Genomic DNA, 22,403 nt, shown 5'->3' with positions numbered 1-22,403 from the left:
ATGCTGCAAGCTTAATGGTACATGATCCAGGCGACTAGCGGTCCGGCGATGGAGCCGACAATCGCGCACACAGTCATGGCTACAGAGCTCATGGACACCGACTCTTCGCCGTATTCCAGTGCCTTGGCTGTGCCGAGGGCATGGGAAGCTGTGCCCAGGCCAATGCCGATCCCCGACTCGCTGCGGATTCTGAACAGCTTAATTATATAGGGGCCGCCGATTGCTCCCGTGAAGCCGGCAACCATCACGAACACGGAGGTCAGCGATGAATCTCCGCCGAGATTGCTGGAGATCTGGATCGCTACAGCGGTGGTAATCGACTTGGGCAGAATGGACAGCACATACAGCTTGGAGAAGCCGAGTCCGGCTGCCATCAGCAGCCCGCTGAACATTCCGACCATAAGTCCGGTGACCGTTCCGCCGAGAATGGCGGGGAGATTCTTCCACAGTACATGCCGCTGTTTGTATAAGGGATAAGCCAGCGATACTACCGCTGGTCCCAGCAGGCGGTTAATCCAGTCGCCGCCGATCATATAAGTCTCATAAGAGATATGGAAGCCCATGAGCAGCACAACAACCGTGAACGTTGCGGTGAGCGCGGGCAGGAGGACAGGAAGACGGTAACGTCTGTACAGTATGGACATGACCAGATAGATCACGACGTTCATCAGCACGAAGCTGGCAGCCAGCAGAATTCTCATGCTTCCTTCCCCTTCCCTTGGACATTACGGGCACGGTACGTCCGGCGTGTTAAGCGTTTGACGCTGCGGGCGGCAATCCACTGGCTGGAATGTGCTGTAACAACCATGGTCAGCACACTGCTGATGACGAGAATGCCGATCAGGAGCAAGCCTCTTCCGCTAAAGATATCCAGATGGTTCATGATGCCTGCGGTGGCCGGGATGAAGAACATGGGCAGATACGCCAGTATAAAGGACGAGCCGTTCTCGATCAGCTTCACGGGCACAATCTTTAGCAAAAGCAGCACGAAGAGCAGCAACAGTCCCACGATACTGCCTGGAATCGGCAAATGCAGCAGCTCTTGCAGATAGCCTCCGGCCAGGAAGAACACATACAGCAAGCAGACCTCGGCGATAATGCGGATGATTTTCATAATGCAGGAATCCCTTCAATCTTGAAATGACGATCATAAGCAGCCGCTTACCGGCAGCAGGCTGACTTCCTAAGAGTAGCAGAGTTTTCAGCAAATTTTCAATAAGTTTTCGACTCTTCTATGTACTTTCATTATTGATCTAATATTTCAAAAAAAAGAAACGGATGCAACCCCTCAGGGCAGCATCCGTTTCTTTGTGATCCTCATAACAGCCTCCGGCTCGCAGGCCTTATCGCCCTTAGACCCACTCTACCACCTGCGAAGCGTTCTGCCGGGTCTTCACACGCGGCTCATCGCTCCGGTAGCCGAAGGCTACCATGCAGGCCAGCCCGAAATGTTCAGGGTCCATAATCCCCTCGTCGGCCAGAAGCTGCTCCATTTTCTGCTTATCGAAGCCTTCAATCGGACAGGAATCGATGCCGATCAGCGCAGCTGCGGTCATCATATTGCCAAGGGGCAGATAGGTCTGACGCGCGCCCCACTCGAAGATCGCCCGCTCATTGCCAGCCAGGCCGAAATCGTTTTTCAGGAATGCGCCGTAGACCCGCTGCTTGCCCTCTGCAATCTCAACCGGCAGCTTCTGTACCTCCGACATCATACTCTGAATATATTCTGAGTCAGCTGCCAGATCACGCGGCTGTCTGGCCAGAATAAGCACGAAATGGCTTGCAGTCGGAAGCTGCTTCTGCGCGCCCCAGGCGTATGGCAGCAGCTTCTGCCGGAGCTCCGGGTTCTGGACAACTACAAACTTCCAGGGCTCGAAGCCGAACGAACTCGGCGACAGACGTCCCGTCTCCAGAATGAAGCCGAAATCCCCCCCGCTGATCTTTCTGCTGCTGTCGAATTCCTTGGTCGCATGTCTGTACTCATAGGCTGCCAAAATCTGCTCTTTCGTCATTTGAGTTGCTGTGCTTGTGTTCTCCATCCTCCATACTCCCTTTCTGTGTACCGTTCATGATAAGGAATTGACGTTTTCCTGTTCCCATGCCTATAGTAATGGATATACAACACATTTAGAAGTACGCACATTTTTGTGATGTAGTATACAAAATGATACTAAGGAGCGTGTTCAGTGATGCGCAACCGTAAAGGCGGTTTCGGCACTTGCCCTGATAGCAATGCCTTTGCTTGTCCTGTAGAATTCACCCTCGATGTTATCGGCGGTAAATGGAAGGGTGTGCTGCTGTACCATATGATGGATTCCACAGTCCGGTTCAACGAATTCCGCCGCATCTGCCCCGGCATCACCCAGCGCATGCTGACCCTGCAGCTCCGCGAGCTGGAGGAGGATGGCGTCGTACACCGTGAGGTCTATCATCAGGTGCCGCCCAAGGTCGAGTACTCCTTGACTGATTTCGGCCGGTCTCTGATTCCGATCATCAAGCTGATGAGAGATTGGGGTCTGGAGTACCAGGCGAAGCAGCAGACTTCAGAGCGTCCAACTATAGACACCGGAGTGTAACGGGGCATAGCAGAATAGGGACTGTCTCAAAGTAGATATTCTATAGACGAGTCAGATCTCAGATGTTTCAAAGGATTCAAATGTTAAAAAAGCAGCGATTCTCTCATATTGGAGAACCGCTGCTTTCTGTTTTTGTTTAAAAAATGTATTTTCGTATCCCACTTAAACAGCGGAGAGGACGAAACGATTGTGTAAAAGCGATAGCGGTCGCCTTGGTCTCCGGATTTTCACCGCTAAGGGGAATGAAAAAAATCTGGAGACCACAGCGATTGGAACAACGGTTCGTTCACGCAGCGTCCACCCAAGTACTCACGTTGATCCTGCTCAAAAAAAGAGGCTATCTTCCAGCCTATTATGAATCTTCGAAAAACTCCTCCGCCTTCTGCTTATGCTCCTCCTTGACCTGTCCGGCAATAGCCCGGATGCCCGCCGCCATGACGGCAGCATCGTCTGTGAAGCCCAGGCCGATCAGCGCATCGGGAATAGCATCGATCGGGGAAATGAAATACGCCAGCGCTCCAAAAGCAATCCCTTTCGCCCATAGCGGTGTTTTGGCATCCATAGCACAGTAATACATGGCTATCGCTTCTCTGGTGAAGGGGATTTTACCGGCGGCTTTCCTGGTTTTGCTCCAGAAGCTCTTCTTCACAAGCTCCTCATTCTTCTTGTCATACTCAAAGCTCTCCACCAATACTCCTGCCGGCAGCTTACCTGTCTGATTGTCCATCCGTAGTTCCCTCCCGGTGATTAGACTGCCTATATATGGCCTCGCGCCAACCCTTACTATATCTTCACACCATTCCCTTGCGGCTAATCACTGTGGCTTATAATGCTTCACTTAGGAGCCCAGATGCTCCTGGAAGAACAACGCCGTCTGTCTGCGCTGGAATTCGCTCACCTCATGCCCGGAGAACGGATAATCCATAATCTCCTTAGGTGATTCTATCCGGTTATACGCGGCATAGATCGTCTCCGGCATACATACCGTATCCTTCCAGCCTACGGACATCTGAACAGGGACGGTGAAGCGGTGAGCCAGATTGACGATATCGAAAAAGGCCAGATTCTCAAACACACGCTCCAGATGCTCCGGATAGCGCTTCAGGTATTCCGCGATCTCAGTAAGTGAACTGGTGGAATTCAGCACCCCGAAATCCAGCCGGCACAGATTAGGAATATCTGCGGCTACCGCAGCCACGCGGCGGCTGAGCGCTCCCGCCAACAGAGCGATCCCTCCGCCCTGGCTGGCTCCTGTAATCGCAATACGTGCCGGATCAACCCCCGGCAGCTGTGCTGCCGTCTCTATAGCCCGTACGGTATCTATGGCTAACGCCAGATAGTAGGACTGCTCCTTCTCCAGCAGCCCCTGGGTAATCCAGCCTCTGACAATCCCGTGCTCTTGCGGCAGCAGATTGCCGGTCTCTCCAAGCTGACCACGAACATCTACGGCCAGTACTGTGTATCCAAGCAGCAAGAAATCTGCGTAACGCTCGGGATATCCCCGGTCACCGGTGTAACCTGGAAAGGTCACAACACACGGCCGGTCTCCCATGCCGTCCGTATCACCGGCAGGCTGGATATACCAGGCATTGATCGTAGTCTCCCCATAGCTCATATAGCTGACCTTGCTCACCTTCATGCCCGGATAGGGGGTATCTTCAGGGGTGATGCTCACATCCAGCGGCTGCTCTTCATCTTCCGCGAGCAGATCATTCCAGAATTCATCAATCGTCTCCCGGTCCAGTGTAGGCTCTGGACGGCAGTTCTCCAGCTCTTGCTTACGCATCTCTATTGCATTCATCTCAATTCCTCCTGTGTTGCATGCATTCTTAAAACCTTGCATGTCTATGTAAGCGTCATTAATATTATAGATATAAATTCATAGAATTCCAAAGGAGTTGTTTATTATTCGTTACGGAACGTTGGCACACACTGCCGGCTGCCTGCCGCTTAAGGAATTGACCGCCGCTCTTCAGACCTACAATATTGACTTCGTACAGCTCGCCTTATCCAAAGCCATACAGGACATTGACCTCTCCCCCGGCAAGCTTAGTCCTGGACTGGCCTCATACATTGGCGAGCAATTCGACAGGGCCGGCATCCGCATCGGTGTGCTTGGCTGCTACATTAATCCGATTCACCCCGATCCTGCGGTCCGCCGGTCGGAGATTGACCGCTTCAAGGAGCATTTGCGCTACGCCCGCCAGTTCGGCGCACCTATGGTCGCTACGGAGACGGGGGCATTTACGACCTTCCAGGAAATCGACCCTTACCGCTATGAGGAGATCGGCTGGGATGCCCTTAAGGCAACCATCGAGGAGCTGGCAGAGGAGGCGGAGAAATGGGGCGTATTCCTAGGTCTCGAGGGCGTAAGCACTCATACCCTGTCCTCTCCGGCCAAAATGCGGCATATCCTCGACGAAGTGCCTTCAAGCTCCATCGGAGTCGTATTCGACCCATGCAACCTGATCGGTGAAGAGGTTCATCTCCAGGATGAGATCGTCGATCAATCCTTCAGCCTGTTCGGCGACCGGATCATCCTCGCCCATCTCAAAGGAATCTATGAGGACGGTGGACGCATTCGTCACGGCGCTCCCGGAGCCGGACTGTTCCACACCGCTGAGTTCCTGAACAAGCTTGAGGCGCATAAGCCGATGATCGATGTCTCGCTGGAGGATGTCACCAGCCTGAAGATCCGGGACACTGTGAATCTGCTGCTTAATCTGCGCAAATCGTTATAATCCGGCCATAACCCCATTTCCTCCAAAAGTACCGCTTAGCGGTACTTTTCGCTTTTCACTGAATAAAATAGTATACCTATCGCATTTTTGCAGGGCGATGGTGCAGAAAGGAAGGGATCACAGATGCGGTTCACTTTCCCCATTCTTACCTTAAGCCATGGCGGGGCACAACGCATGCTCGTGGAGCTTACGAACGGTCTTACTGCCCGGGGCCACCAGGTTGTGATTGTCATGCCGCTGGGAGGGGATGTTTCCTATGACGTCCGTTCCACTCTGCTGATTACCGACTACCCGCTGCTCCGCGAATCCGATTTCCCCGTCAGTGATATCATCGTCTCCAATTTCTACACTACGGTTCCGGTCTCACAGGCAGCCAGCCTGAACGGCAAAGGTATGCATATCCGCCTCTCCTTATGCTATGAACCGCTGTTTCTGCCGCAGAACGAGGTATCCTTCCCCTCCTATCATATTACTGATAAGCTGATCGTCCTCTCCAGATGGCAGCAGGAGTTGATTAAGCTGGGGCACGGAATCAGCGGAAGCATTGTGCCGGTAGGGATCAGCTCTTCATTCCGGAATATGAATATCCGCAAGGAGCTTCAGGAGCCGCTGAACATTACAGCGATCCTACGGAAGGTGGAGCACGGCTTCTCCTGGCATCGCGAGCAGGATTACCTGGTGAATCAGCTGGATATCGTGAAGCAGAACTTCCCGTGGGTCAATATCAATTTCATCAGTCCGCCGGATGAATGCTTCACCTCCGATTCACTAAAAAGGATGATGAACAGCGGCAAATACCGCTTCTTCACGCCGCTCAATGACGAGGAGCTATGCTATCACTATAACGGTGCTGATATTTTTGTCAGCTCGAGCATTTTCGACACCGGCTCGTTGCCCGGGCTGGAGGCGATGCGCTGCGGGGCGGCGTTGGTCTCTGTCTATGCGGGAGGAAATCTGGAGTATGCCCGCCATGAGGAGAACTCCTTGTTGTCCTACCGGTATGAGAACCGGCTTGCGGCGGATGTGATGCGGCTCATTCAAGATCCCGCACTCCGGAGCCGGATCGCCGCGCGCGGGGAGACCGATTCAAGATCATGGACCTGGGAGAACAGTGTCAAAATCATGGAACGGACAGCCGCTGCCTTTTTAAAAGGGAACGGTGCGGGAAAATCGCGCTCCAGCCGACCTTTTGCAGAGAATGGGTAGAGGCTCCGGAGAATGCAGAAAAAGGTCCAACTTATGAGGATGGGGTTGAACCTTTTCTGTATTTTCCACTGATCCGCCAGAATACTGCCGGCAAGACTAAGAACCCATGACATCTATACATAGGCACGGCTGCACGTATGGTTTACACTGATTGTATATATACTAGGGTTATCGGAGGCGGGAGCATGAACAGGAATGAGGAGCAGCAAGAGTCCATGGGGTCTCAGTTCAAATATATGGTCAGCGGGGATTCTATCTCCAAGGGCGTTGTGTATGACGAGACCCGAAGCAAATATGTCATTCTGGAGGATAATTATGTATCCATGCTTCAGGGCAAGCTCAAGGGAGCTATGCGCAATACTGCCAGATTCGGCAATACGCTGATGAAGGGCTTCGGTAATCTGAAGCGGGATGTCCTGCAGGAGAAGCCGGATGTGGTGCTGATTGAATACGGCGGCAATGACTGTGACTACCACTGGAGTGAGATTGCGAGCAATCCCGAGGCAGAGCATAGTCCTAAGACGGATTTTCCGGCCTTCGAGCGGATGTTGGCTGATATGATTCATTTCCTGAAGAACCAGGGGATCACGCCAATTCTGATGAGTCTGCCTCCGCTGAATGCGGACAACTACTTCAAGTGGGTCAGCGGCAACAATCCCGATTCCGAAGTGAACATTATGAAGTTCCTCGGCAGCGTCACCAAAATCTACTGGTGGCAGGAGCGTTATAACTCCGCTATCCTCAAGGTCGCCGAGAGCACCAGGACCAAGATTATCGATGTCCGGGGCGCCTTCCTGCAGCAGCCGGATTACACCAAGTTCATCTGCCGGGACGGCATCCACCCCAACCGGGAGGGCCACCGGATTATCTACGACAAGGTGCTGGAATTCATCCGCATGAGTGAACCCCAGCTGCTGCTGGAGCCTGCGGCAATGCCTGGACATCCGTAGACAATAACAAGCGCTCCCCCAGCCTCGGCAGGGGAGCGCTTGTTCTGTGTTCAAGGCTGCTGCAAGGAGACATACTTGTCGCCCAGTAGCTTCTGGAAGTAATTCCGGTTATACAGCATGCTGGGATGGCTGGGGGAATGAAGCAGCGCAGTCTCATTATAGCGGTTGGCCCGCTCATGCTGGCCCAGCCGGTCATAGCAGAGTGCAAGCTGCAGATTCGGAATCCAGGTGGCGAAGGCCTCATTCTTCATCCCCATGGACTCCGCCTGTCCGGGCAGCTGAATAGCAAGCTCAAACCAGTAGATGGCCGGATGAAGCTGCCCCTTCTCCAGATGCCAGGCCCCCAGCCGGCAGCAGCCTTCAGCACGCGGGGCATCATATTGCAGCGTGCGGGTGACCGCAGTGAAGGCCGCTTCCTTGTCCCCCAGCGCTTCCAGGCATTCGGCCAGCCGCAGGCAGGCCTGAATATTATCTTCAATCCAGCCCTGCCCGCCGCTGAGGAACAGCTCGTAATACCGGCAGGCCTCCCGGTGAATTCCATGGTCGCGCAGCTCATTGGCGTAATAATATTGATCGCGCGCAGAGAAGCTCTCGCCTTCCGCTTCCCGTCTGCGGTAGATCCGCAGATTACGGTCCGTGTACGCCTTATCCTTCTCATGGGTAACACATACGGCACTTGCCAGCGCCGGGCCGTACACCTCCAGATATTCATGCACCGGACCGATCCACTTGAACCCGCAAGCCCGGCGGACCAGCCGGTTGCGCCGCAAGGAGGCCGTCACCCTTCCCTCCCCGTCAAAAGCAAGATTGTACTGCATATTCACACTGTCCACCTGTCCCGGCAGCGAAGACTTCAGCTCCTTGAACAGTACCTGATCCTCTTCTTTCAGATAGTCGTCCGCATCCAGCCAGAAGATATAGTCCCGGGTCGCCTTACTGAAGGCGAAATTACGGGCAGCAGAGAAATCGTCAATCCAGGTAAAATCATAAATTGCGGCTCCAAAGGCAGCGGCAATGTCCTTGGTGCGGTCTGCCGATCCCGTATCCACAATAATGATCTCATCGATCAGCCCTTCCACAGAAGCCAGGCAACGGGACAGGCTCTTCTCCTCATTGCGGACAATCATACATAAACTGATCTCAATCATGGCAGCCTCCTGAATACATAATCCACTAGACTATCATGATATGCAGTACAGCAGAGCGGGAACCCTTGCTCTCACCCAAGGGCTGCGGGGCGTTTTTGGAGCTTATACTTTTTTTGCGGACTAAGCCGATGATTTTTGTTATAATAAGCAGCATACTATTCATATACAAGAAGGGGACGTTACCTTTGTCAAAAATCATTAAGACATTAACCATTGCCGGCAGTGACTCCAGCGGAGGCGCAGGCATTCAGGCAGACCTCAAAACCTTTGAGGAATACGGTACTTACGGCCTTAGTGCCTTGACTACCATTGTAACGATGGACCCTGACCGGGGCTGGCATCATAATGTATACCCTGTCGATGCTGCCATCGTTGCCGAACAGCTTAAGACGATCTTCGCCGGCGGTCCTGTGGATGCCATGAAGACCGGTATGCTCGGCAGTGTGGACATTGTTAAGGTTACTGAACAGGCCCTGAAGAGCAACAAGCAGACCAATGTCGTGATCGATCCGGTTATGGTATGCAAAGGCGAGGATGAAGTACTGAACCCGGAGAGTGCAGATGCCATCCGCGATCTGCTGCTGCCGCTGGCTACGGTGGCTACTCCGAATCTGTTCGAAGCCGGAGTGCTCTCGGGTCTCGGCAAGCTGACTACGCTTGATCAGATGAAGGAAGCTGCCCGCCTGATCCATCAGCTCGGCACCCAGAATGTTGTCGTCAAGGGCGGCAAGGCGCTGGGCGGCGACAAGGCGATTGATATCTTCTTCGACGGCAGCGAATACCTCGTCCTGGAGACTGCGAAGATCGAGCCTGCCCATAACCATGGAGCGGGATGCACCTTCGCCGCAGCGATTACCGGCGGACTGGCTAACGGCTTGTCGGTGAAGGATGCTGTGGTGAAGGCGAAGGATTTCGTATCCGCCGCCATCCGCAATGGCTATGCGTTCAATGAGTATGTCGGTCCTGTATTCCATGGGGGCTACCGTCTAGAGCAGTAAGGCGAACGGGTAATCAAGCAAGCTAACAACCAGCAGACAAAAACCTCTCTTCATGATGGCGGTGTAACCAGCCATAGAAGAGAGGTTTTTGTTGTTTTTTCAAAAGGAATTTAGATCCAATTCCTGCTTACTTAACGGGCGGCTCCTCCGCAATATGCTTCACGAACGCCAGCATCTTATCCTTGTCCTTGTCATTCAGGACACCGATAATGATGGATTTCGCATTATAATTGATAGGCAGCTCTGAGATGAACGGAGATTTCAGAATATCTACACCATACAGCTCATTCTTGCCCGTGTCCTCGTTGACTCCCCACTGCATGCGGGTATCGTCAGCGGCAAGCTTCCCGTCCGCTGTGATCGGCTCCAGATTCTGGAATCCGGTCTGTCCGCCGATCCACTTGACGGTGGCCTCATCCAGAATGAGGATATCCGGCCGGTTCGCCGCCAGCTCCACAACTGCCTTTTGCATATAATTCATATCCAGTGAGTCAGAGCCTTCGCCCGTTCTGGGCAGATAAGTCATCACCGTCTCCACCCGTTTCCATTCCGGATAAGCCGCGATGATCGCCTTCTCCAGCTCCTCGGTCTTGCCGCTGGTATCCGTGACTCCGAAGCTGCCGATGAACATAATCTTAGCATCTACTGGCGGCAGAGAAGCTAGATATTGTCTATGCTGATAATTGTCATAGAGGGCCTTCCCGCCAAAAATCACTACCAGCAGCCCGATAATGCCGAGGATCACATGTGTCCGGTATAGCCGCATGAAGGTCTCCCACTTGCTTGCCGTACCGGAGAAGCGTCCATACTTGGCAAGCCGCTCATCTTCAGCCTTCTGGATCTCCTGCTCATCCCAGGTATCAAGAATCAGCTTGTACGCCCGGAAATCCGCTTCGTAGGCTGCTATCTCCTCCTCTGTGGTCAGGGCACGTCTTCGCTTCAGGAGCAGATCGAACCGCTTGTTCAGTTCCTCTCTGGTTACGGTTTCAGGTAATCCTAACTGTACATACGCTTGCTTCAGGTTCTCGTTCACATTGAATTCTCCTTTGATATGGATGATGCCGTAGTTCTATATTAACAGACTTCACCCTGAATTCTCCACTCGCGCTATAGGCGGGCAGCAATGTCCCGGGTCTCCATCAGCAGGAACTCCATTTCGCTGTCCCCGTGCTGATGTACGAAGCTATGCCGGAGGACGAAGCCTGCCTTCTTATACACGCTAACTGCCCTCAGGTTGAAGGCAGCCACCGACAATCTGAATCTCTTCGCGTCATACGTCTGCTCTGCAAACTTCATCCCCGCTTGCAGGAAGGCCAGTCCACGGCCCTGCCCGGTCAGATCCGGTCTTAGCCCCAAGCCGATATCGAGGGAAGTTCCATCCAGGTAGAGTCCGCTCTCTATCCCTTCCCCCACCTGCGCGTTCTGTCCGTAACAGAAGAACCCGATCAACGCTCCGTCCGCCGCAGCTACACTGAAATAAGAGCCGTCCAGCAGCTCCTCGATATCCTCTGCGTCATCAGCCGCATCCAGCATATTGTACAGGGCATATGGCGTCTCGTATCTCCAAATAACAATCTCCCTGGCCGCCTGCTCATCCATTAACCGGATCTGATAACCTCTGCTCTGTTCCAGAATCACTATATCATCCCTCCGCTCTTGTGTTTCCTGAATTCGGTGGGCGTAAGCCCGGCATGCTTCTTGAACTGCTTGGAGAAATAGAACAGATCGCCGAAGCCGAGCTGGTCCGCAATCGCACTGACCGAACCGGAGGTGGTGGTCAGCAGCTCTTTGGCCTTTTCAATCTTTTGCCGGGTAATGTACTGGATGGGGGGCACGCCGATCTGCTGCTTGAACAGGCGCATGAAGTAGTTCGGGTGCATGTATGCAATCTCGGCAAGATCATGAATGGTCATATTCTGCTCGATATTCTCCGCGATATAATCCAGGACAGCCGTCAGCTTCCGGGCCGCCCCGAGATTCTTATAAGACAGCTCATCCAGCTTGAGATTCATCATGTAATAAGACATCAGCTCAAGCAGCTTGCTTCTCGCCAGCAGCGGGGCGTAGACCGCGTCAGATCTGGCACTATCGGTGATCCCCTTGAACGCCGCCTCAACCGCAGCGGGATTCTCAGGAATACAGACATGACTCAGCTCAAGCACACGGAACAGGTTCATCTCCCCGACCTTGGCACTGAAATGACACCAGTATTTGAGAAAAGGACGTTCGCTGATGCAGGCATAGGATTGCCTCACACCCTCCGGCATCAGAATCAGCTCACCCGGCTTCGGATAATACTCCTTATCCCCGATCTTCAGCCAGCCTTCTCCCCCGATTATGTAATAAAACTTGCTGTAATCCGGAGTATAGTCCAGATCCCTCCAGTCCGTAGAGCATTCGTTATAGTCTGCTACGATCAGGTCAACCTTGAGATTGGCCAGGTAGCTGGTAAGCAGAGTGTGGGAGTCCATGGGACAGACCGCCTTAAAGGTTATTTTTGTACATCAAAAAGTTAGTACCGTACATTCTTACCTGTCCTGCCGCCCGGTACAATGAAGGCATTACCTCATACAAAGGGAGATGACTGGCGCATGATGAACACAACTGATTATCTGCAGGTTATTGACGAGACGATTAAGAACGGCCCTTACAAGGCGAATTGGGAGTCGCTAAGCGCTTATGAGGTGCCGCAGTGGTACCGCCAGGCCAAATTCGGGATCTTCATTCACTGGGGGCTGTATTCGGTTCCGGCCTTCAGCAATGAATGGTATTCACGCAATATGTACATTCAGGGCACGAAGGAATATGAGCATCATCTGGCAGTCTACGGGAACCACAAGGAGTTCGGGTACAAGGACTTCATTCCCCTGTTCACAGCGAAGCAGTTCGATCCGGGCGGGTGGGCTGCACTATTCAAGGCCTCCGGCGCCAGATATGTCATTCCCGTGGCGGAACACCATGACGGCTTCCAGATGTATAAAAGCGCTGTCTCTCATTATAACACTTATGACATGGGTCCCGGGCGGGATATTCTCGGCGAGCTGAAGGCGGCCTTCGCAGAGCAGGGGCTGGAGCTGGGCGTCTCCTCCCACCGTGCGGAGCACTGGTTCTTCATGTCCCACGGCAAGGCGTTCGACTCCGATATCCGCGAGCCGCTTGTCCGCGGCGACTTCTACTGGCCGGCTATGCCGGAACCGGATCATCATGATCCGTACGGCTCTCCCCCATCCAGGGAGTATCTGGAGGACTGGCTGATCCGCTGCTGCGAGCTGGTCGATCAGTACCAGCCCAAAATTTTTTACTTCGACTGGTGGATTGAGAATGCGGCCTTCCGGCCCTATCTGCAAAAGTTCGCGGCCTACTACTACAATCGCGCGGCAGAGCGCGGAATGCCGGCAGCTATTAATTATAAGCATGATGCCTTCATGTTCGGCAGTGCGGTCCCCGATGTCGAGCGCGGGCAATTCGCCGAGCTGAAGCCCTTCTTCTGGCAGACAGATACGGCGGCAGCGCGTAATTCCTGGTGTTATACGGAGAATAACGATTACAAATCCGCCGCAGAAATCATCCGCGACCTGGTTGATATCGTCAGCAAGAACGGCAATCTGCTCCTGAACGTGGGGCCCAAGGCCGATGGCAGCTTCGCAGAGGAGGATCAGGCGATTCTGACGGCCATCGGCAGCTGGCTGGGAACAAACGGAGAAGCGATCTATGATACCTCCTTCTGGCGCATATTTGGTGAAGGGCCGACACGTATTGAAGAAGGACAATTTACTGATGGCCAGGCCAAAACGTTCACACCGGAAGACATTCGCTTCACCGTGAAGGGTAGCTGCCTGTATGCAACCGTCCTGGTGTACCCGGAAGATGGTATCGTGCGCATCCAGTCGCTTAGAGAGAAATCCCCCTGCTTCGAGGGAATCCTGAGGGACATTACAGTCCTCGGATTCAGCGAGCAGCCGGCCTGGGAACGGGATACTGAGGCCTTAACGATCCGCACCACTGCGGTCACAAGCGCCTTGCCGGTTGTGTTCAAGCTGGAACTGGCGTGAGCTATCTCTGAAGCCGCTACTCTAGTCCAATCCGTGCAGTCCTCTCCACTCTTCCGGCTGCATGCCGGTAATCCGTTTGAAGACGGCGCAGAAATAGCTGACATTCTCGAAGCCTGCCCGCTGGGCGATTTCATAGATCCGCTGGCCCCGGCTGCTGAACATCAGCTGCTTGCTCCGGTTGATCCGCTGCTTGTTAATATAGGCCACCGGCCGTTCACGGACCGTCCGCTGGAACAGCCGGCACAGATACTGCGGCGAGACTGACGCCACTTCGGCCAGCTCCTTCAGCAGCAGCGGGCGGTGCAGGTGAAGCTCAATATATTGCAGGACCGGCTTCATCCGCGCAAGCTCATTGTCCTCATTCGAGGCCGGAAGCAGGCTGCGCTTCAGATCGAGCAGCAGCGCGTACAGCAGCTTGGAACGCTCCATGTTGTCCTGAAGCTCATTGCCGCAGGAGAGCGTAAGCATCTCCTCAAGCGGAGCAAGGATGGATTCTGCTCTGAGGCGTCCCACCCCGGACTCCCGTATTCCGGCGTAGAGCAGCATCTGGGCTGCTTCTCTTCCATTGAAGGAGATCCAGGCCAGCTCCCATTCGCGGGTAAGCGGCGTATAAGAGTGGGGCACATCCGGGTAGAGACAGAAGATATCGCCCGCCTCGGCAATATAGGATTTCCCCTTGATATTCACTTCACCCTTGCCGCCGAGGACCTGGTGCAGCTGATAATCCGGGAAGCCCGCAGGCCGGGACATCTCCCCCTGATGCTCCCAATACCCGATGGTCATGGGATACAGGGGCAGCAGAAGCATATCTTCCATTTCGCAAAAGATCATCGTACTGTCCATAGCAGCCTCCCTCTAGATGCAATCTGGCATCACTTAGTTTCATATTCTATTATATCTAAACAAAATCATTATATATACCCAGAACATTTCCCATTCTATAATATGAATATAACAATATAAGGAGATGTTAACTTGCGCAACAAACTCTCATATCAGCAGCCTGCCAACGGATATCCCGAATGGAACAATAATCCTGAGATTTTTCAATTGAACCGTATAGATGCCCACGCCTCCATGATGTCCTTCCCGGCAGCAGCCGACGCTCTGCAAGGGGATAAAGCGTCCTCATCCCGTTACCAGACGCTCAACGGAACATGGAAATTCGCATTTGCCGAGACACCGGATGCACGGATCAAGGACTTCTATAAGGCCGGATACGACGCTGCCGGCTGGGCAGATATCGCCGTCCCTTCCCACTGGCAGTTCCAGGGCTATGATTATCCCCAATACACCAATGTACGCTATCCTTGGGAAGTATCCGAGCCGGATCTGAAGCCTCCCTTCGCTCCGACGGTATACAATCCGGTAGGCTCCTATATCCGTTCTTTCAGCGTTCCGCAGGATTGGGACGGACAGCCGGTATTCCTCAGCTTCCAGGGTGTGGAATCCGCCTTCTATGTATGGGTGAACGGCGAACTTGCCGGATACTCCGAGGATACCTTCACACCGTCAGAATTCGATATCACCGCCTACCTGCTTCCCGGCGAGAACAAGCTGGCCGTTGAAGTCTACCGCTGGTGTGATGCAAGCTGGCTGGAAGATCAGGACTTCTGGCGTCTGAGCGGAATTTTCCGCGATGTCTATCTCTACACTGCGCCTCCAGTACGGGTAGCCGACTTCTTCGTCCGCACCGAGCTGGACAAGAGCTTCACCGATGCGGAGCTGCAGGTCGACCTGACTCTGGAGAACTATTATAACCGGGTCATCGGGGCACACACCGTTGAAGTACAGCTCTACGACAGCAAGCAGCAGCCGGTATGGGCAGCGCCGGTGTCAGCCGGATTTGCCTTTGAACAAGAAGGAACTCAGCTGCTTAAGCTGTCCGCAGCCGTGAAGAACCCGCTGAAATGGAGCGCGGAGAAGCCTAACCTCTACACCCTGCTGATTTCGGTGAAGGACGATCAGGGACAGCTGCTGGAAGCGCTCAGCTGCAAGACGGGCTTCCGGACCTTCGAAATCCGGGACGGCCTGATGAAGATTAACGGCAAACGGATTGTATTCAAAGGAACGAACCGCCATGAATTCTCCTGCGATACCGGCCGTGCGCTCTCCAAGGAAGATATGATCACCGACATTAAGCTGATGAAGCTGCACAATATCAATGCCGTGCGGACCTCCCACTATCCGAATCAACCGGTATGGTACGAGCTGTGCGATGAATATGGTCTCTATGTGATTGACGAGACGAACCTGGAGACACATGGCTCCTGGCAATACGGGCAGAAGGAGCTGCATGAGGGGAACGTTCCCGGCAGCCGCCCGGAATGGCGCGCGAACGTCATTGACCGCTGTAACTCCATGATGCAGCGCGACAAGAACCACACGTCCGTCATTATCTGGTCGCTTGGCAACGAATCCTTCGGCGGCGATAACTTCCTGGCCATGTATGACCACTTGAAGCAAGCTGACCCGACCCGTCCGGTGCATTATGAAGGCACTTATCATTACAGACCTTCGGACGCGGCCAGCGATATTGAATCGACGATGTACATCAAGCCGGATGAAGTCGTGGAGTACGCTCTCAGCAATCCGAAGAAGCCGTACATTCTATGTGAATACAGCCATGCCATGGGCAACTCCTGCGGCGGCCTGCATCTGTACACGGAGCTGTTCGACAAATATGACAGCATTCAGGGCGGATTCATCTGGGACTGGGTGGATCAGGCGATCCGTACAACCACTCCTGAAGGCGTGTCTTATCTGGCTTACGGCGGGGATTTCGGAGAGAAGCCGCATGACGGCAACTTCAGCGGCAACGGGCTGCTGTTCGCGGACCGCAGCGTGACGCCTAAGCTCTACGAGGTGAAGAAATGCTATCAGAATATCACCATCACCGCACTGGATCTGAAGAGCGGGAGCTTCGAGGCCCGCAACAACTTCCTGTTCACGGATCTGGCAGACTATCAGCTGAGATGGACGCTGGCTCTGGACGGCGTAGCGGCCCAGGAAGGACAATTGCCGCTCTCCGCAGCGCCTGGCGAAGCGGTCAGCTTCACGGTTCCGCTGGATTCAGCGCTGCTGGAATCTGACAAGGAAGCTGTACTTACGGTGTCGTTTGTTCAGGAGGGCGCAACCGCCTGGTCTGAGGCCGCGCATGAAGTTGCCTGGGAACAGTTCGTGTTAACCCCGTATATTCCGTCCCGTAACCCGGAACTTTCGGGCGGCACCCTGCAAGTGAAGGAACAGGATGGCTTCGTGAACTTCGAAGGCAACGGATTCGCGCTTGCCTTCGAGACAGCAACCGGCGCGCTTGTCTCGCTGAAGTCCTCCGGGAAGGAAGTTCTGCACGCACCGGTCAGACCTAACTTCTGGAGAGCTGTAACCGACAATGATCTGGGCAACAAGCATCCTGAGCGCTGTGCGATCTGGAAGGAAGCGTCCTACGAGCGTCAGCTGGCCCGTTTCAGCTGCCGTGTGGAAGGGGGCCTCGGATTCGTGACCGCTGACTATCTGCTGGGTACGCAGCCGCAGTCCACCCTGCGTGTTCATTACGAGATTCGTACGGATGGTTCGGTCGAGATTGTACAGGAGCTTAACCCGGGCAGCAGCACCCTGCCGGAGATCCCGGAATTCGGGATGGTCTTCGAGCTGGACAGCAGCCTGGACACGATTCTCTGGTATGGCCGCGGGCCGCATGAGAACTATTGGGACCGTAAGGCCGGAGCTCCGCTGGGACTCTACACAGGCAAGGTCAGTGAGCAGTTCACGAATTATCTCCGCCCTCAGGAGTGCGGCAACAAGACCGATGTCCGGTATGCTTCCGTCACCGCAGGAAGCGAAGGACACGGATTATCCGTGGAAGGGGCCGTACCGCTTGAAGTCAATGCGCTGCCTTGGTCTCCGGCAGAGCTTGAAGCCAGCGACCACGGCTACAAGCTGCCAGCTTCTGACAAGACCGTGCTGCGTGTCAATTACAAGCAAATGGGCGTGGGCGGCGATGACAGCTGGGGTGCGCCAACCCATGAACAGTTCACTTTACCTGCCAACCGTCCGTATACCTTCAAGTTCAAGCTCTCCCTGCTATAACTAGCCTTCTCCCTTAAGACAGCTCAGCACAATGTCTGTAATGAACTGAAGATAGCTTTTCATAATTACCCGAAAGGGGTTATGGAAAGCTTCTTCTTTTTTATAGATTCTACCTCCGTAATGTAAGTATTGCACTTCTCTCTAGAGAGCAAGAATAGTCGTAATACCACTTTGCTTGGCGAATCAGCACTTCCTTTGTCACCTGTGCAGGGAGCCGCCGAAGAATAACGAATTACTCATAGAAGACTACTACACTGGAGGGATTGAAATGGAAATTCTGAAAACTAAGGAAGCTGCGGAGCTGCTGTCCGTTAGCCAGACTACGATCAAACGCTGGGCGGCCATGTTCCCCGATTTCTTTCCAAAGGACCGTCTTGGACATTATACCTTCTCGGAGCAGCAAATCAGCCAGCTCAATCATATTAAAGACCGTATTAATCAGGGAGAAGCACTGGAAGGCATAGATCCGGATCTTACGAACGACAAGCTGCCAAGGGGCGCGCTGCATGAGAATCCAAGCCTATATAAAGACGGTGATCCTATGAATAAAATATGGTCCCGGATCGAGTATATTGAACATGCACTGGATCAAAAAGCGAGCGAGATCGTTTCGGTACAGCTGCTCCAGCAGCGTGCAGAGCTTGAGGATATGCGAGTAATGATTAAGGAATTATCCGCATCGCTGGAAACGATGCAGAAGCCCGGCAGTCCATCCCTCTCCCCGCGTGAAGAGCTTTATCCGGTTGCCGCTGGCAGGCTGACGTCTCCACCAAGGAAGCGAGGTCTATTGCGCTCTTTTTTTCCATTCCTGTAACCCTATCTCTTTCAGCATTACAGAGATTACACTAGTGTGAACACTTCGCTAACCCAGCCCCTATATTACCCCGGTGAGGAGATATTGTATGTCAGACACCGCCGCAAGAATCCGGGATGAGATCCTTGGCTCCATGACACAAAGATTCGGGTTGCATGTCACTGAAGCGGTCCAGATCGATCAGGGCTTCCTGAATCTGAAGTGGAGGCTGGACAGTGATCAAGGCCGTCTGTTCGTGAAGCAGTACAGCAAGATCCGTTACCCTGAAGCCCTCACCCTCGGACTGGAGGTCTCCTTAAGCCATCAGGATCATCTGTACCTGGAAGGCCTTCCTGTTCCGAAGCTATTTTCGCATGAGGGAAATTATGTATTGAGAACGCCTTCACAGGAACGTTATGTCCTGATGACCCTGTGTGACGGGCACAGTATTGCCCCCGGATCGGCCACGAAGCAGCAGATGTATTCGCTGGGCAGGGTAGTCGGCCGGATGCACAAGTTACTTAACGCTCAGCCTGCTTCGTTGCCGCTGTACTGGGAAGTCCGCAGTAAGGCGTCTATGGTGAGAAACTGGGAGGCACGCTATCATCAGGCCACCGCCCGGCAGAGCGAGGATACTCTATCGGCGCTTGAGCTTCAGCGGAGGATCATCGACCGGATGGACACTGGCATCTTCGCGGACTGCGAACGGGGCTGGGGGCACCGGGACCTGTTCGTGGATAATATGCTGTTCAGCGCAGATCAGGTGGCGGCGATCCTTGACTTCGACCGGCTGCATTTCGTCTACCCGGAATTCGATATAGCCCGGCCGATCCTCTCCTGCGCGTTATCTGAGGACGGAATCGGGCAGGACCGGGTACGGGCCTTCGTGACGGGCTACCGTGAATATACCCCCTTGCCCGCAAGTACACTCATCCGGTCGCTTAAATTAACCTGGTGGAAGGAAGCCGAATGGATTGCTGTGCCTCAGCAGGATGAATTCCCTCCGCTCGTCCGCTTCCGTCAGGAGAATCATTGGATCGCGGCCAACTGGGACCGCTTGAATGATATTTTTGCCGGGATCTGAGAGATAGTCCTTAGCTCTGATACAGCCAGATGCCCGACACCGTCATTACCGCAGGCAGCGCAGCTTCATCTACCGCGACAGGGTCATACCATCCGCCAACGGCAAGATTAAGCAGCAGATAAAAGGGCTGGTCGAACGGCATCCCCGGCTCAAGCCGCCGCTCGGCGAAGCAGTGCCCGTCCACCAGCCATTTCATGGAGCCTTCCTGCCATTCCAGCGTGTAATCCCGGAATTCTTCAATCGTTCCGCGCTCTAATTCGTAAGTGAACTCTTCAACAATCTTCCGCTCGATGTCTGCACCGTAATGCAGAGTTCCGGCTATCTTCCGGGGCAGACGCCCCTTCGCCTCCAGAATATCGATCTCGCCGGAAGCCGGCCAGGGTCCATACGCCTGATCCTGTGGAAGCAGCCAGATCGCAGGCCAGATTCCCTGCCCGGCCGGAAGCTTGGCGCGCACGGTCAGCCTGCCGTAGCAGAACGCGAAGTGATCTCTTGTATCGATCCGGGCCGAGGTATAAGCGTGGCTCCGCCCCTCCTGCTCTGTGACCTCACGGCGTGCACACAGCCGCAGTCCCTCCTCGCCAACCGACAGATTTCCCGGCCGCCCCGTATAGAATTGCTGCTCTCCATTCCCCCAGCCCGGGAAGATCGCATTCCCGTCATTGTCCAGCAGATCATTGCCCATGCGGATGTTCCATTGCTTCAAATCAGCAGTTCCCCCTTGGAAATCCTGCTCCCATACCAGTCTGTTCATCGTTTGGCCCACTCCCTTCATGTAATCACAGCATACTGAATTTCCGCCCCCAGCGGGAGGAATCCAAAAAATTGGGATAGGGCCAATAATCATGGCCTTTTTTTCCGCCAGCCTTTTTCATACGATGAAGAAGGAAGGGGGTACAGTACATGTTCCACACCCGAACGGGACAAATGAAAGCGCTTCTTAGGCAGTGGCAGCTGCAAAGCATGGTAATCCCGGGCATTCTCTGGATGTTTATCTTTTGTTACATCCCCATGCTCTGGCTGATCATAGCCTTTATGGATTTCAGTATCGCGAAACCAATGCTGGAATCTCCGTTTGTCGGGCTGAAGCATTTCCGCGATTTCCTGACAGATGACCGGTTCTGGCGCTCGATCCGCAACACCCTCGGGATGAGCAGCATCAAGCTCGTTCTCGGTTTTCCCATCCCTATTCTATTCGCCCTGCTGCTGAATGAAATCCGCAGCCTGCGGTTCAAGCGCACGGTGCAGACGATCTCCTACCTGCCGCATTTCATCGCTTGGACGATCTTCGGCGGCATCGCCCTCAACTGGCTGGGCGAAGGCGGTGTCATTAACCAGCTGATGATGGCGCTGGGGCTTCAGGACCGGGATATCCTGTTTAACAGTGAGCCGCAGTACTTCTGGTGGATCACCTTCTTCACCGATACGCTGAAGGAGACCGGCTGGAGCGCGATCATCTACATAGCCGCCATTGCCGGCATTGATCCCGGGCTGTATGAAGCAGCGGAGCTGGACGGCGCGAACCGCTGGCAGCGGATGTGGCATATCACGGTGCAGAGCATCCGCCCCACGATTGCGATTCTGTTCATTCTCGCCGTTAGCGGAATACTCGGCAGCAACTTTGAGCAGATCTTCATGCTGAAGAACAACATGAACATGAAGATGGCGGAGAGTCTGGACCTCTACATCTATAACATGGGGCTGGTCTCCGGGCGCCATTCCTTCTCCACTGCCGTCCTGTTCGCCCGCTCCATTGTAGCGCTGGGACTGCTGCTGTTAGCCAACCAGAGCTCCAAGAGACTTACGGGGGACAGTATTTTTTGAACACAAGAAATTCACTTGGAAAGGAGACCAACGATTCATGGCAAGACATGGAGGATTGCGGCGGATCGGCTTTTTTGAGATCTTCAATACGCTGCTGATGCTGGCCGTCTGCTTCCTGACGCTATACCCGATGTGGTTCGTGCTCGTCAATTCGCTGAATTCACCGGAGCAGGCTTCACTCGGCACCGTCAACTGGTTCCCCTCAGAGCTGTCGCTGGCCAGCTACAGTGTGGCTTTTAACGATAAGACCTTGATGAACGGGTTCTACATCACTACAATGCGGACAGTTATCGGAACGGTGGTGCATGTGCTCTTCACCGCAATCATCGCTTACGGAATCAGCAAGTCCAATCTGATCGGCCGCAAGCTCTATCTCAAAATCTCTCTGATCACCATGCTCTTCTCAGGCGGGCTCATCCCCTCCTTCATTCTCATGACGAAGCTCGGCCTGTATGATAGCTTCTGGGTGTTCATCATCCCGTCCATGTATACTTTCTTTAATATGGTCATCTTCATGAGCTTCTTCCGTACCATTCCTGACAGCCTGGAGGAGTCGGCCAAGGTAGACGGCGCTTCGGATTACGGCGTGCTGTTCCGGATTGTACTGCCCAACAGCATGGCGGTCATTGCGACCATCGCCCTGTTCTCCGCCGTCTATCACTGGAATGATTATTATCAGGGTGTTATCTACATCCATTCCCAGGAGCTGCTGCCATTGCAGACCATGCTGTACAAAATCATCGCCGAGAACTCCATGTCCTTCATGCAGCAGCAGGCTATGGCCCAATTCGGTGCCCGGCTGCCCGGCAACTCGATCAAATTCGCGTCCATGATGGTGGCTACGCTGCCGATCCTGATCTTCTACCCCTTCATTCAGCGTTATCTGGTCAAGGGTGTGATGATCGGCGCGATTAAGGGATAACCGTAGGAAGTCTAACCACA

General features: G+C 53.9%; 22 protein-coding genes. 11 read left to right on the top strand and 11 right to left on the bottom strand.

Features of this window, described 5'->3' with window-relative positions:
* Positions 1-11 precede the first annotated feature (11 nt).
* From NST26_RS12345 to NST26_RS12335, 3 genes are all read right to left on the bottom strand, one after another.
* The gene (locus NST26_RS12345) at positions 12-701 is read right to left on the bottom strand and encodes an LrgB family protein (protein WP_209875602.1); all 690 of its coding nucleotides are present in this window, start codon (positions 699-701) and stop codon (positions 12-14) included.
* Positions 698-1,114: a CidA/LrgA family protein gene (locus NST26_RS12340; RefSeq protein WP_245368333.1), complete on the bottom strand. Its 417-nt coding sequence runs from the start codon at positions 1,112-1,114 to the stop codon at positions 698-700. The genes NST26_RS12345 and NST26_RS12340 overlap by 4 nt, the downstream gene beginning before the upstream one ends.
* A 238-nt stretch (positions 1,115-1,352) precedes the next feature.
* A complete protein-coding gene (locus NST26_RS12335) occupies positions 1,353-2,039 on the bottom strand; it encodes an NAD(P)H-dependent oxidoreductase (protein WP_340953682.1) in 687 nt (228 codons plus the stop codon).
* A 150-nt stretch (positions 2,040-2,189) separates the two neighbouring features.
* Between NST26_RS12335 and NST26_RS12330 the strand changes: the two genes are divergently transcribed.
* Entirely contained in the window at positions 2,190-2,576 is a 387-nt protein-coding gene (locus tag NST26_RS12330) for a winged helix-turn-helix transcriptional regulator (RefSeq protein WP_340953683.1), read from the top strand.
* Between the two features lie 352 nt (positions 2,577-2,928).
* Here NST26_RS12330 and NST26_RS12325 read toward each other — a convergent pair whose 3' ends face one another.
* On the bottom strand, positions 2,929-3,303 hold the full coding sequence (locus NST26_RS12325) for a YkvA family protein (RefSeq protein ID WP_051493493.1): 375 nt from the start codon (positions 3,301-3,303) through the stop codon (positions 2,929-2,931).
* Positions 3,304-3,414: 111 nt separating this feature from the next.
* The gene (locus NST26_RS12320) at positions 3,415-4,377 is read right to left on the bottom strand and encodes an acetylxylan esterase (protein ID WP_209875608.1); all 963 of its coding nucleotides are present in this window, start codon (positions 4,375-4,377) and stop codon (positions 3,415-3,417) included.
* A 97-nt stretch (positions 4,378-4,474) separates the two neighbouring features.
* Between NST26_RS12320 and NST26_RS12315 the strand changes: the two genes are divergently transcribed.
* From NST26_RS12315 to NST26_RS12305, 3 genes are all read left to right on the top strand, one after another.
* Positions 4,475-5,317 (top strand): sugar phosphate isomerase/epimerase family protein, encoded by an 843-nt coding sequence (locus NST26_RS12315; RefSeq protein WP_340979229.1) that lies wholly within the window; start codon positions 4,475-4,477, stop codon positions 5,315-5,317.
* A gap of 123 nt (positions 5,318-5,440) precedes the next feature.
* Positions 5,441-6,523 (top strand): glycosyltransferase family 4 protein, encoded by a 1,083-nt coding sequence (locus tag NST26_RS12310; RefSeq protein WP_340953689.1) that lies wholly within the window; start codon positions 5,441-5,443, stop codon positions 6,521-6,523.
* Between the two features lie 185 nt (positions 6,524-6,708).
* The gene (locus tag NST26_RS12305) at positions 6,709-7,473 is read left to right on the top strand and encodes an SGNH/GDSL hydrolase family protein (protein WP_340953692.1); all 765 of its coding nucleotides are present in this window, start codon (positions 6,709-6,711) and stop codon (positions 7,471-7,473) included.
* 50 nt (positions 7,474-7,523) lie between these two features.
* On the opposite strand, the gene NST26_RS12300 is transcribed toward NST26_RS12305, so the two are convergent.
* A complete protein-coding gene (locus NST26_RS12300; protein WP_340979228.1) occupies positions 7,524-8,621 on the bottom strand; it encodes a glycosyltransferase family 2 protein in 1,098 nt (365 codons plus the stop codon).
* Positions 8,622-8,806: 185 nt separating this feature from the next.
* Between NST26_RS12300 and thiD the strand changes: the two genes are divergently transcribed.
* Complete coding sequence (thiD, locus tag NST26_RS12295) at positions 8,807-9,619, top strand: bifunctional hydroxymethylpyrimidine kinase/phosphomethylpyrimidine kinase (RefSeq protein ID WP_036729773.1); 813 nt, start codon at positions 8,807-8,809, stop codon at positions 9,617-9,619.
* Between the two features lie 127 nt (positions 9,620-9,746).
* Here the strand turns inward: thiD and NST26_RS12290 are convergent, their stop codons facing one another.
* From NST26_RS12290 to NST26_RS12280, 3 genes are all read right to left on the bottom strand, one after another.
* Entirely contained in the window at positions 9,747-10,652 is a 906-nt protein-coding gene (locus NST26_RS12290; protein WP_209875639.1) for a hypothetical protein, read from the bottom strand.
* 74 nt (positions 10,653-10,726) lie between these two features.
* Positions 10,727-11,257 (bottom strand): GNAT family N-acetyltransferase, encoded by a 531-nt coding sequence (locus NST26_RS12285; protein WP_340953695.1) that lies wholly within the window; start codon positions 11,255-11,257, stop codon positions 10,727-10,729.
* The gene (locus NST26_RS12280; RefSeq protein WP_076073962.1) at positions 11,257-12,090 is read right to left on the bottom strand and encodes an AraC family transcriptional regulator; all 834 of its coding nucleotides are present in this window, start codon (positions 12,088-12,090) and stop codon (positions 11,257-11,259) included. Before NST26_RS12280 ends, NST26_RS12285 begins: the two co-directional genes overlap by 1 nt.
* Before the next feature lie 120 nt (positions 12,091-12,210).
* Here NST26_RS12280 and NST26_RS12275 point away from each other — a divergent pair, with 120 nt between their 5' ends.
* Positions 12,211-13,671 carry an alpha-L-fucosidase gene (locus NST26_RS12275; RefSeq protein ID WP_340953696.1) on the top strand — a complete coding sequence of 487 codons (1,461 nt, stop codon included), beginning with the start codon at positions 12,211-12,213 and terminating at the stop codon, positions 13,669-13,671.
* A gap of 21 nt (positions 13,672-13,692) precedes the next feature.
* Here NST26_RS12275 and NST26_RS12270 read toward each other — a convergent pair whose 3' ends face one another.
* Positions 13,693-14,514 carry an AraC family transcriptional regulator gene (locus NST26_RS12270; protein WP_340953699.1) on the bottom strand — a complete coding sequence of 274 codons (822 nt, stop codon included), beginning with the start codon at positions 14,512-14,514 and terminating at the stop codon, positions 13,693-13,695.
* A 132-nt stretch (positions 14,515-14,646) separates the two neighbouring features.
* Between NST26_RS12270 and NST26_RS12265 the strand changes: the two genes are divergently transcribed.
* From NST26_RS12265 to NST26_RS12255, 3 genes are all read left to right on the top strand, one after another.
* Positions 14,647-17,760 carry a glycoside hydrolase family 2 TIM barrel-domain containing protein gene (locus tag NST26_RS12265; RefSeq protein WP_340953700.1) on the top strand — a complete coding sequence of 1,038 codons (3,114 nt, stop codon included), beginning with the start codon at positions 14,647-14,649 and terminating at the stop codon, positions 17,758-17,760.
* 268 nt (positions 17,761-18,028) lie between these two features.
* Complete coding sequence (locus NST26_RS12260; protein ID WP_340953702.1) at positions 18,029-18,574, top strand: MerR family transcriptional regulator; 546 nt, start codon at positions 18,029-18,031, stop codon at positions 18,572-18,574.
* An 88-nt stretch (positions 18,575-18,662) separates the two neighbouring features.
* Positions 18,663-19,637, top strand: a complete 975-nt coding sequence (locus NST26_RS12255) for a phosphotransferase (protein WP_340953704.1) — start codon at positions 18,663-18,665, stop codon at positions 19,635-19,637.
* A gap of 10 nt (positions 19,638-19,647) precedes the next feature.
* Here the strand turns inward: NST26_RS12255 and NST26_RS12250 are convergent, their stop codons facing one another.
* Positions 19,648-20,391, bottom strand: coding sequence for a glycoside hydrolase family 16 protein (locus NST26_RS12250; protein WP_340953707.1), 744 nt, complete (start codon positions 20,389-20,391; stop codon positions 19,648-19,650).
* A gap of 149 nt (positions 20,392-20,540) precedes the next feature.
* On the opposite strand from NST26_RS12250, the gene NST26_RS12245 reads away from it, so the two are divergent.
* Together NST26_RS12245 and NST26_RS12240 are read left to right on the top strand one after the other, a co-directional pair.
* Positions 20,541-21,461: an ABC transporter permease gene (locus NST26_RS12245; RefSeq protein ID WP_340953710.1), complete on the top strand. Its 921-nt coding sequence runs from the start codon at positions 20,541-20,543 to the stop codon at positions 21,459-21,461.
* A 37-nt stretch (positions 21,462-21,498) separates the two neighbouring features.
* On the top strand, positions 21,499-22,383 hold the full coding sequence (locus tag NST26_RS12240; protein WP_340953712.1) for a carbohydrate ABC transporter permease: 885 nt from the start codon (positions 21,499-21,501) through the stop codon (positions 22,381-22,383).
* Positions 22,384-22,403: the final 20 nt, after the last annotated feature.

The sequence above is a fragment of the Paenibacillus sp. FSL R7-0128 genome, from assembly GCF_038002245.1.
GTDB lineage: Bacteria > Bacillota > Bacilli > Paenibacillales > Paenibacillaceae > Paenibacillus_AQ > Paenibacillus_AQ silagei.
This window is presented reverse-complemented; position numbering and strand designations above follow the sequence as displayed.

What these genes read in the sequence shown, in the direction of transcription:
- NST26_RS12345 (WP_209875602.1), bottom strand. Translation starts at nt 701, where the DNA reads ATGAGAATTCTGCTGGCTGCCAGCTTCGTGCTGATGAACGTCGTGATC.
- NST26_RS12340 (WP_245368333.1), bottom strand. Translation starts at nt 1,114, where the DNA reads ATGAAAATCATCCGCATTATCGCCGAGGTCTGCTTGCTGTATGTGTTC.
- NST26_RS12335 (WP_340953682.1), bottom strand. Translation starts at nt 2,039, where the DNA reads ATGGAGAACACAAGCACAGCAACTCAAATGACGAAAGAGCAGATTTTG.
- NST26_RS12330 (WP_340953683.1), top strand. Translation starts at nt 2,190, where the DNA reads ATGCGCAACCGTAAAGGCGGTTTCGGCACTTGCCCTGATAGCAATGCC.
- NST26_RS12325 (WP_051493493.1), bottom strand. Translation starts at nt 3,303, where the DNA reads ATGGACAATCAGACAGGTAAGCTGCCGGCAGGAGTATTGGTGGAGAGC.
- NST26_RS12320 (WP_209875608.1), bottom strand. Translation starts at nt 4,377, where the DNA reads ATGAATGCAATAGAGATGCGTAAGCAAGAGCTGGAGAACTGCCGTCCA.
- NST26_RS12310 (WP_340953689.1), top strand. Translation starts at nt 5,441, where the DNA reads ATGCGGTTCACTTTCCCCATTCTTACCTTAAGCCATGGCGGGGCACAA.
- NST26_RS12305 (WP_340953692.1), top strand. Translation starts at nt 6,709, where the DNA reads ATGAACAGGAATGAGGAGCAGCAAGAGTCCATGGGGTCTCAGTTCAAA.
- NST26_RS12300 (WP_340979228.1), bottom strand. Translation starts at nt 8,621, where the DNA reads ATGATTGAGATCAGTTTATGTATGATTGTCCGCAATGAGGAGAAGAGC.
- NST26_RS12280 (WP_076073962.1), bottom strand. Translation starts at nt 12,090, where the DNA reads ATGGACTCCCACACTCTGCTTACCAGCTACCTGGCCAATCTCAAGGTT.
- NST26_RS12275 (WP_340953696.1), top strand. Translation starts at nt 12,211, where the DNA reads ATGATGAACACAACTGATTATCTGCAGGTTATTGACGAGACGATTAAG.
- NST26_RS12270 (WP_340953699.1), bottom strand. Translation starts at nt 14,514, where the DNA reads ATGGACAGTACGATGATCTTTTGCGAAATGGAAGATATGCTTCTGCTG.
- NST26_RS12260 (WP_340953702.1), top strand. Translation starts at nt 18,029, where the DNA reads ATGGAAATTCTGAAAACTAAGGAAGCTGCGGAGCTGCTGTCCGTTAGC.
- NST26_RS12255 (WP_340953704.1), top strand. Translation starts at nt 18,663, where the DNA reads ATGTCAGACACCGCCGCAAGAATCCGGGATGAGATCCTTGGCTCCATG.
- NST26_RS12250 (WP_340953707.1), bottom strand. Translation starts at nt 20,391, where the DNA reads ATGAACAGACTGGTATGGGAGCAGGATTTCCAAGGGGGAACTGCTGAT.
- NST26_RS12245 (WP_340953710.1), top strand. Translation starts at nt 20,541, where the DNA reads ATGTTCCACACCCGAACGGGACAAATGAAAGCGCTTCTTAGGCAGTGG.
- NST26_RS12240 (WP_340953712.1), top strand. Translation starts at nt 21,499, where the DNA reads ATGGCAAGACATGGAGGATTGCGGCGGATCGGCTTTTTTGAGATCTTC.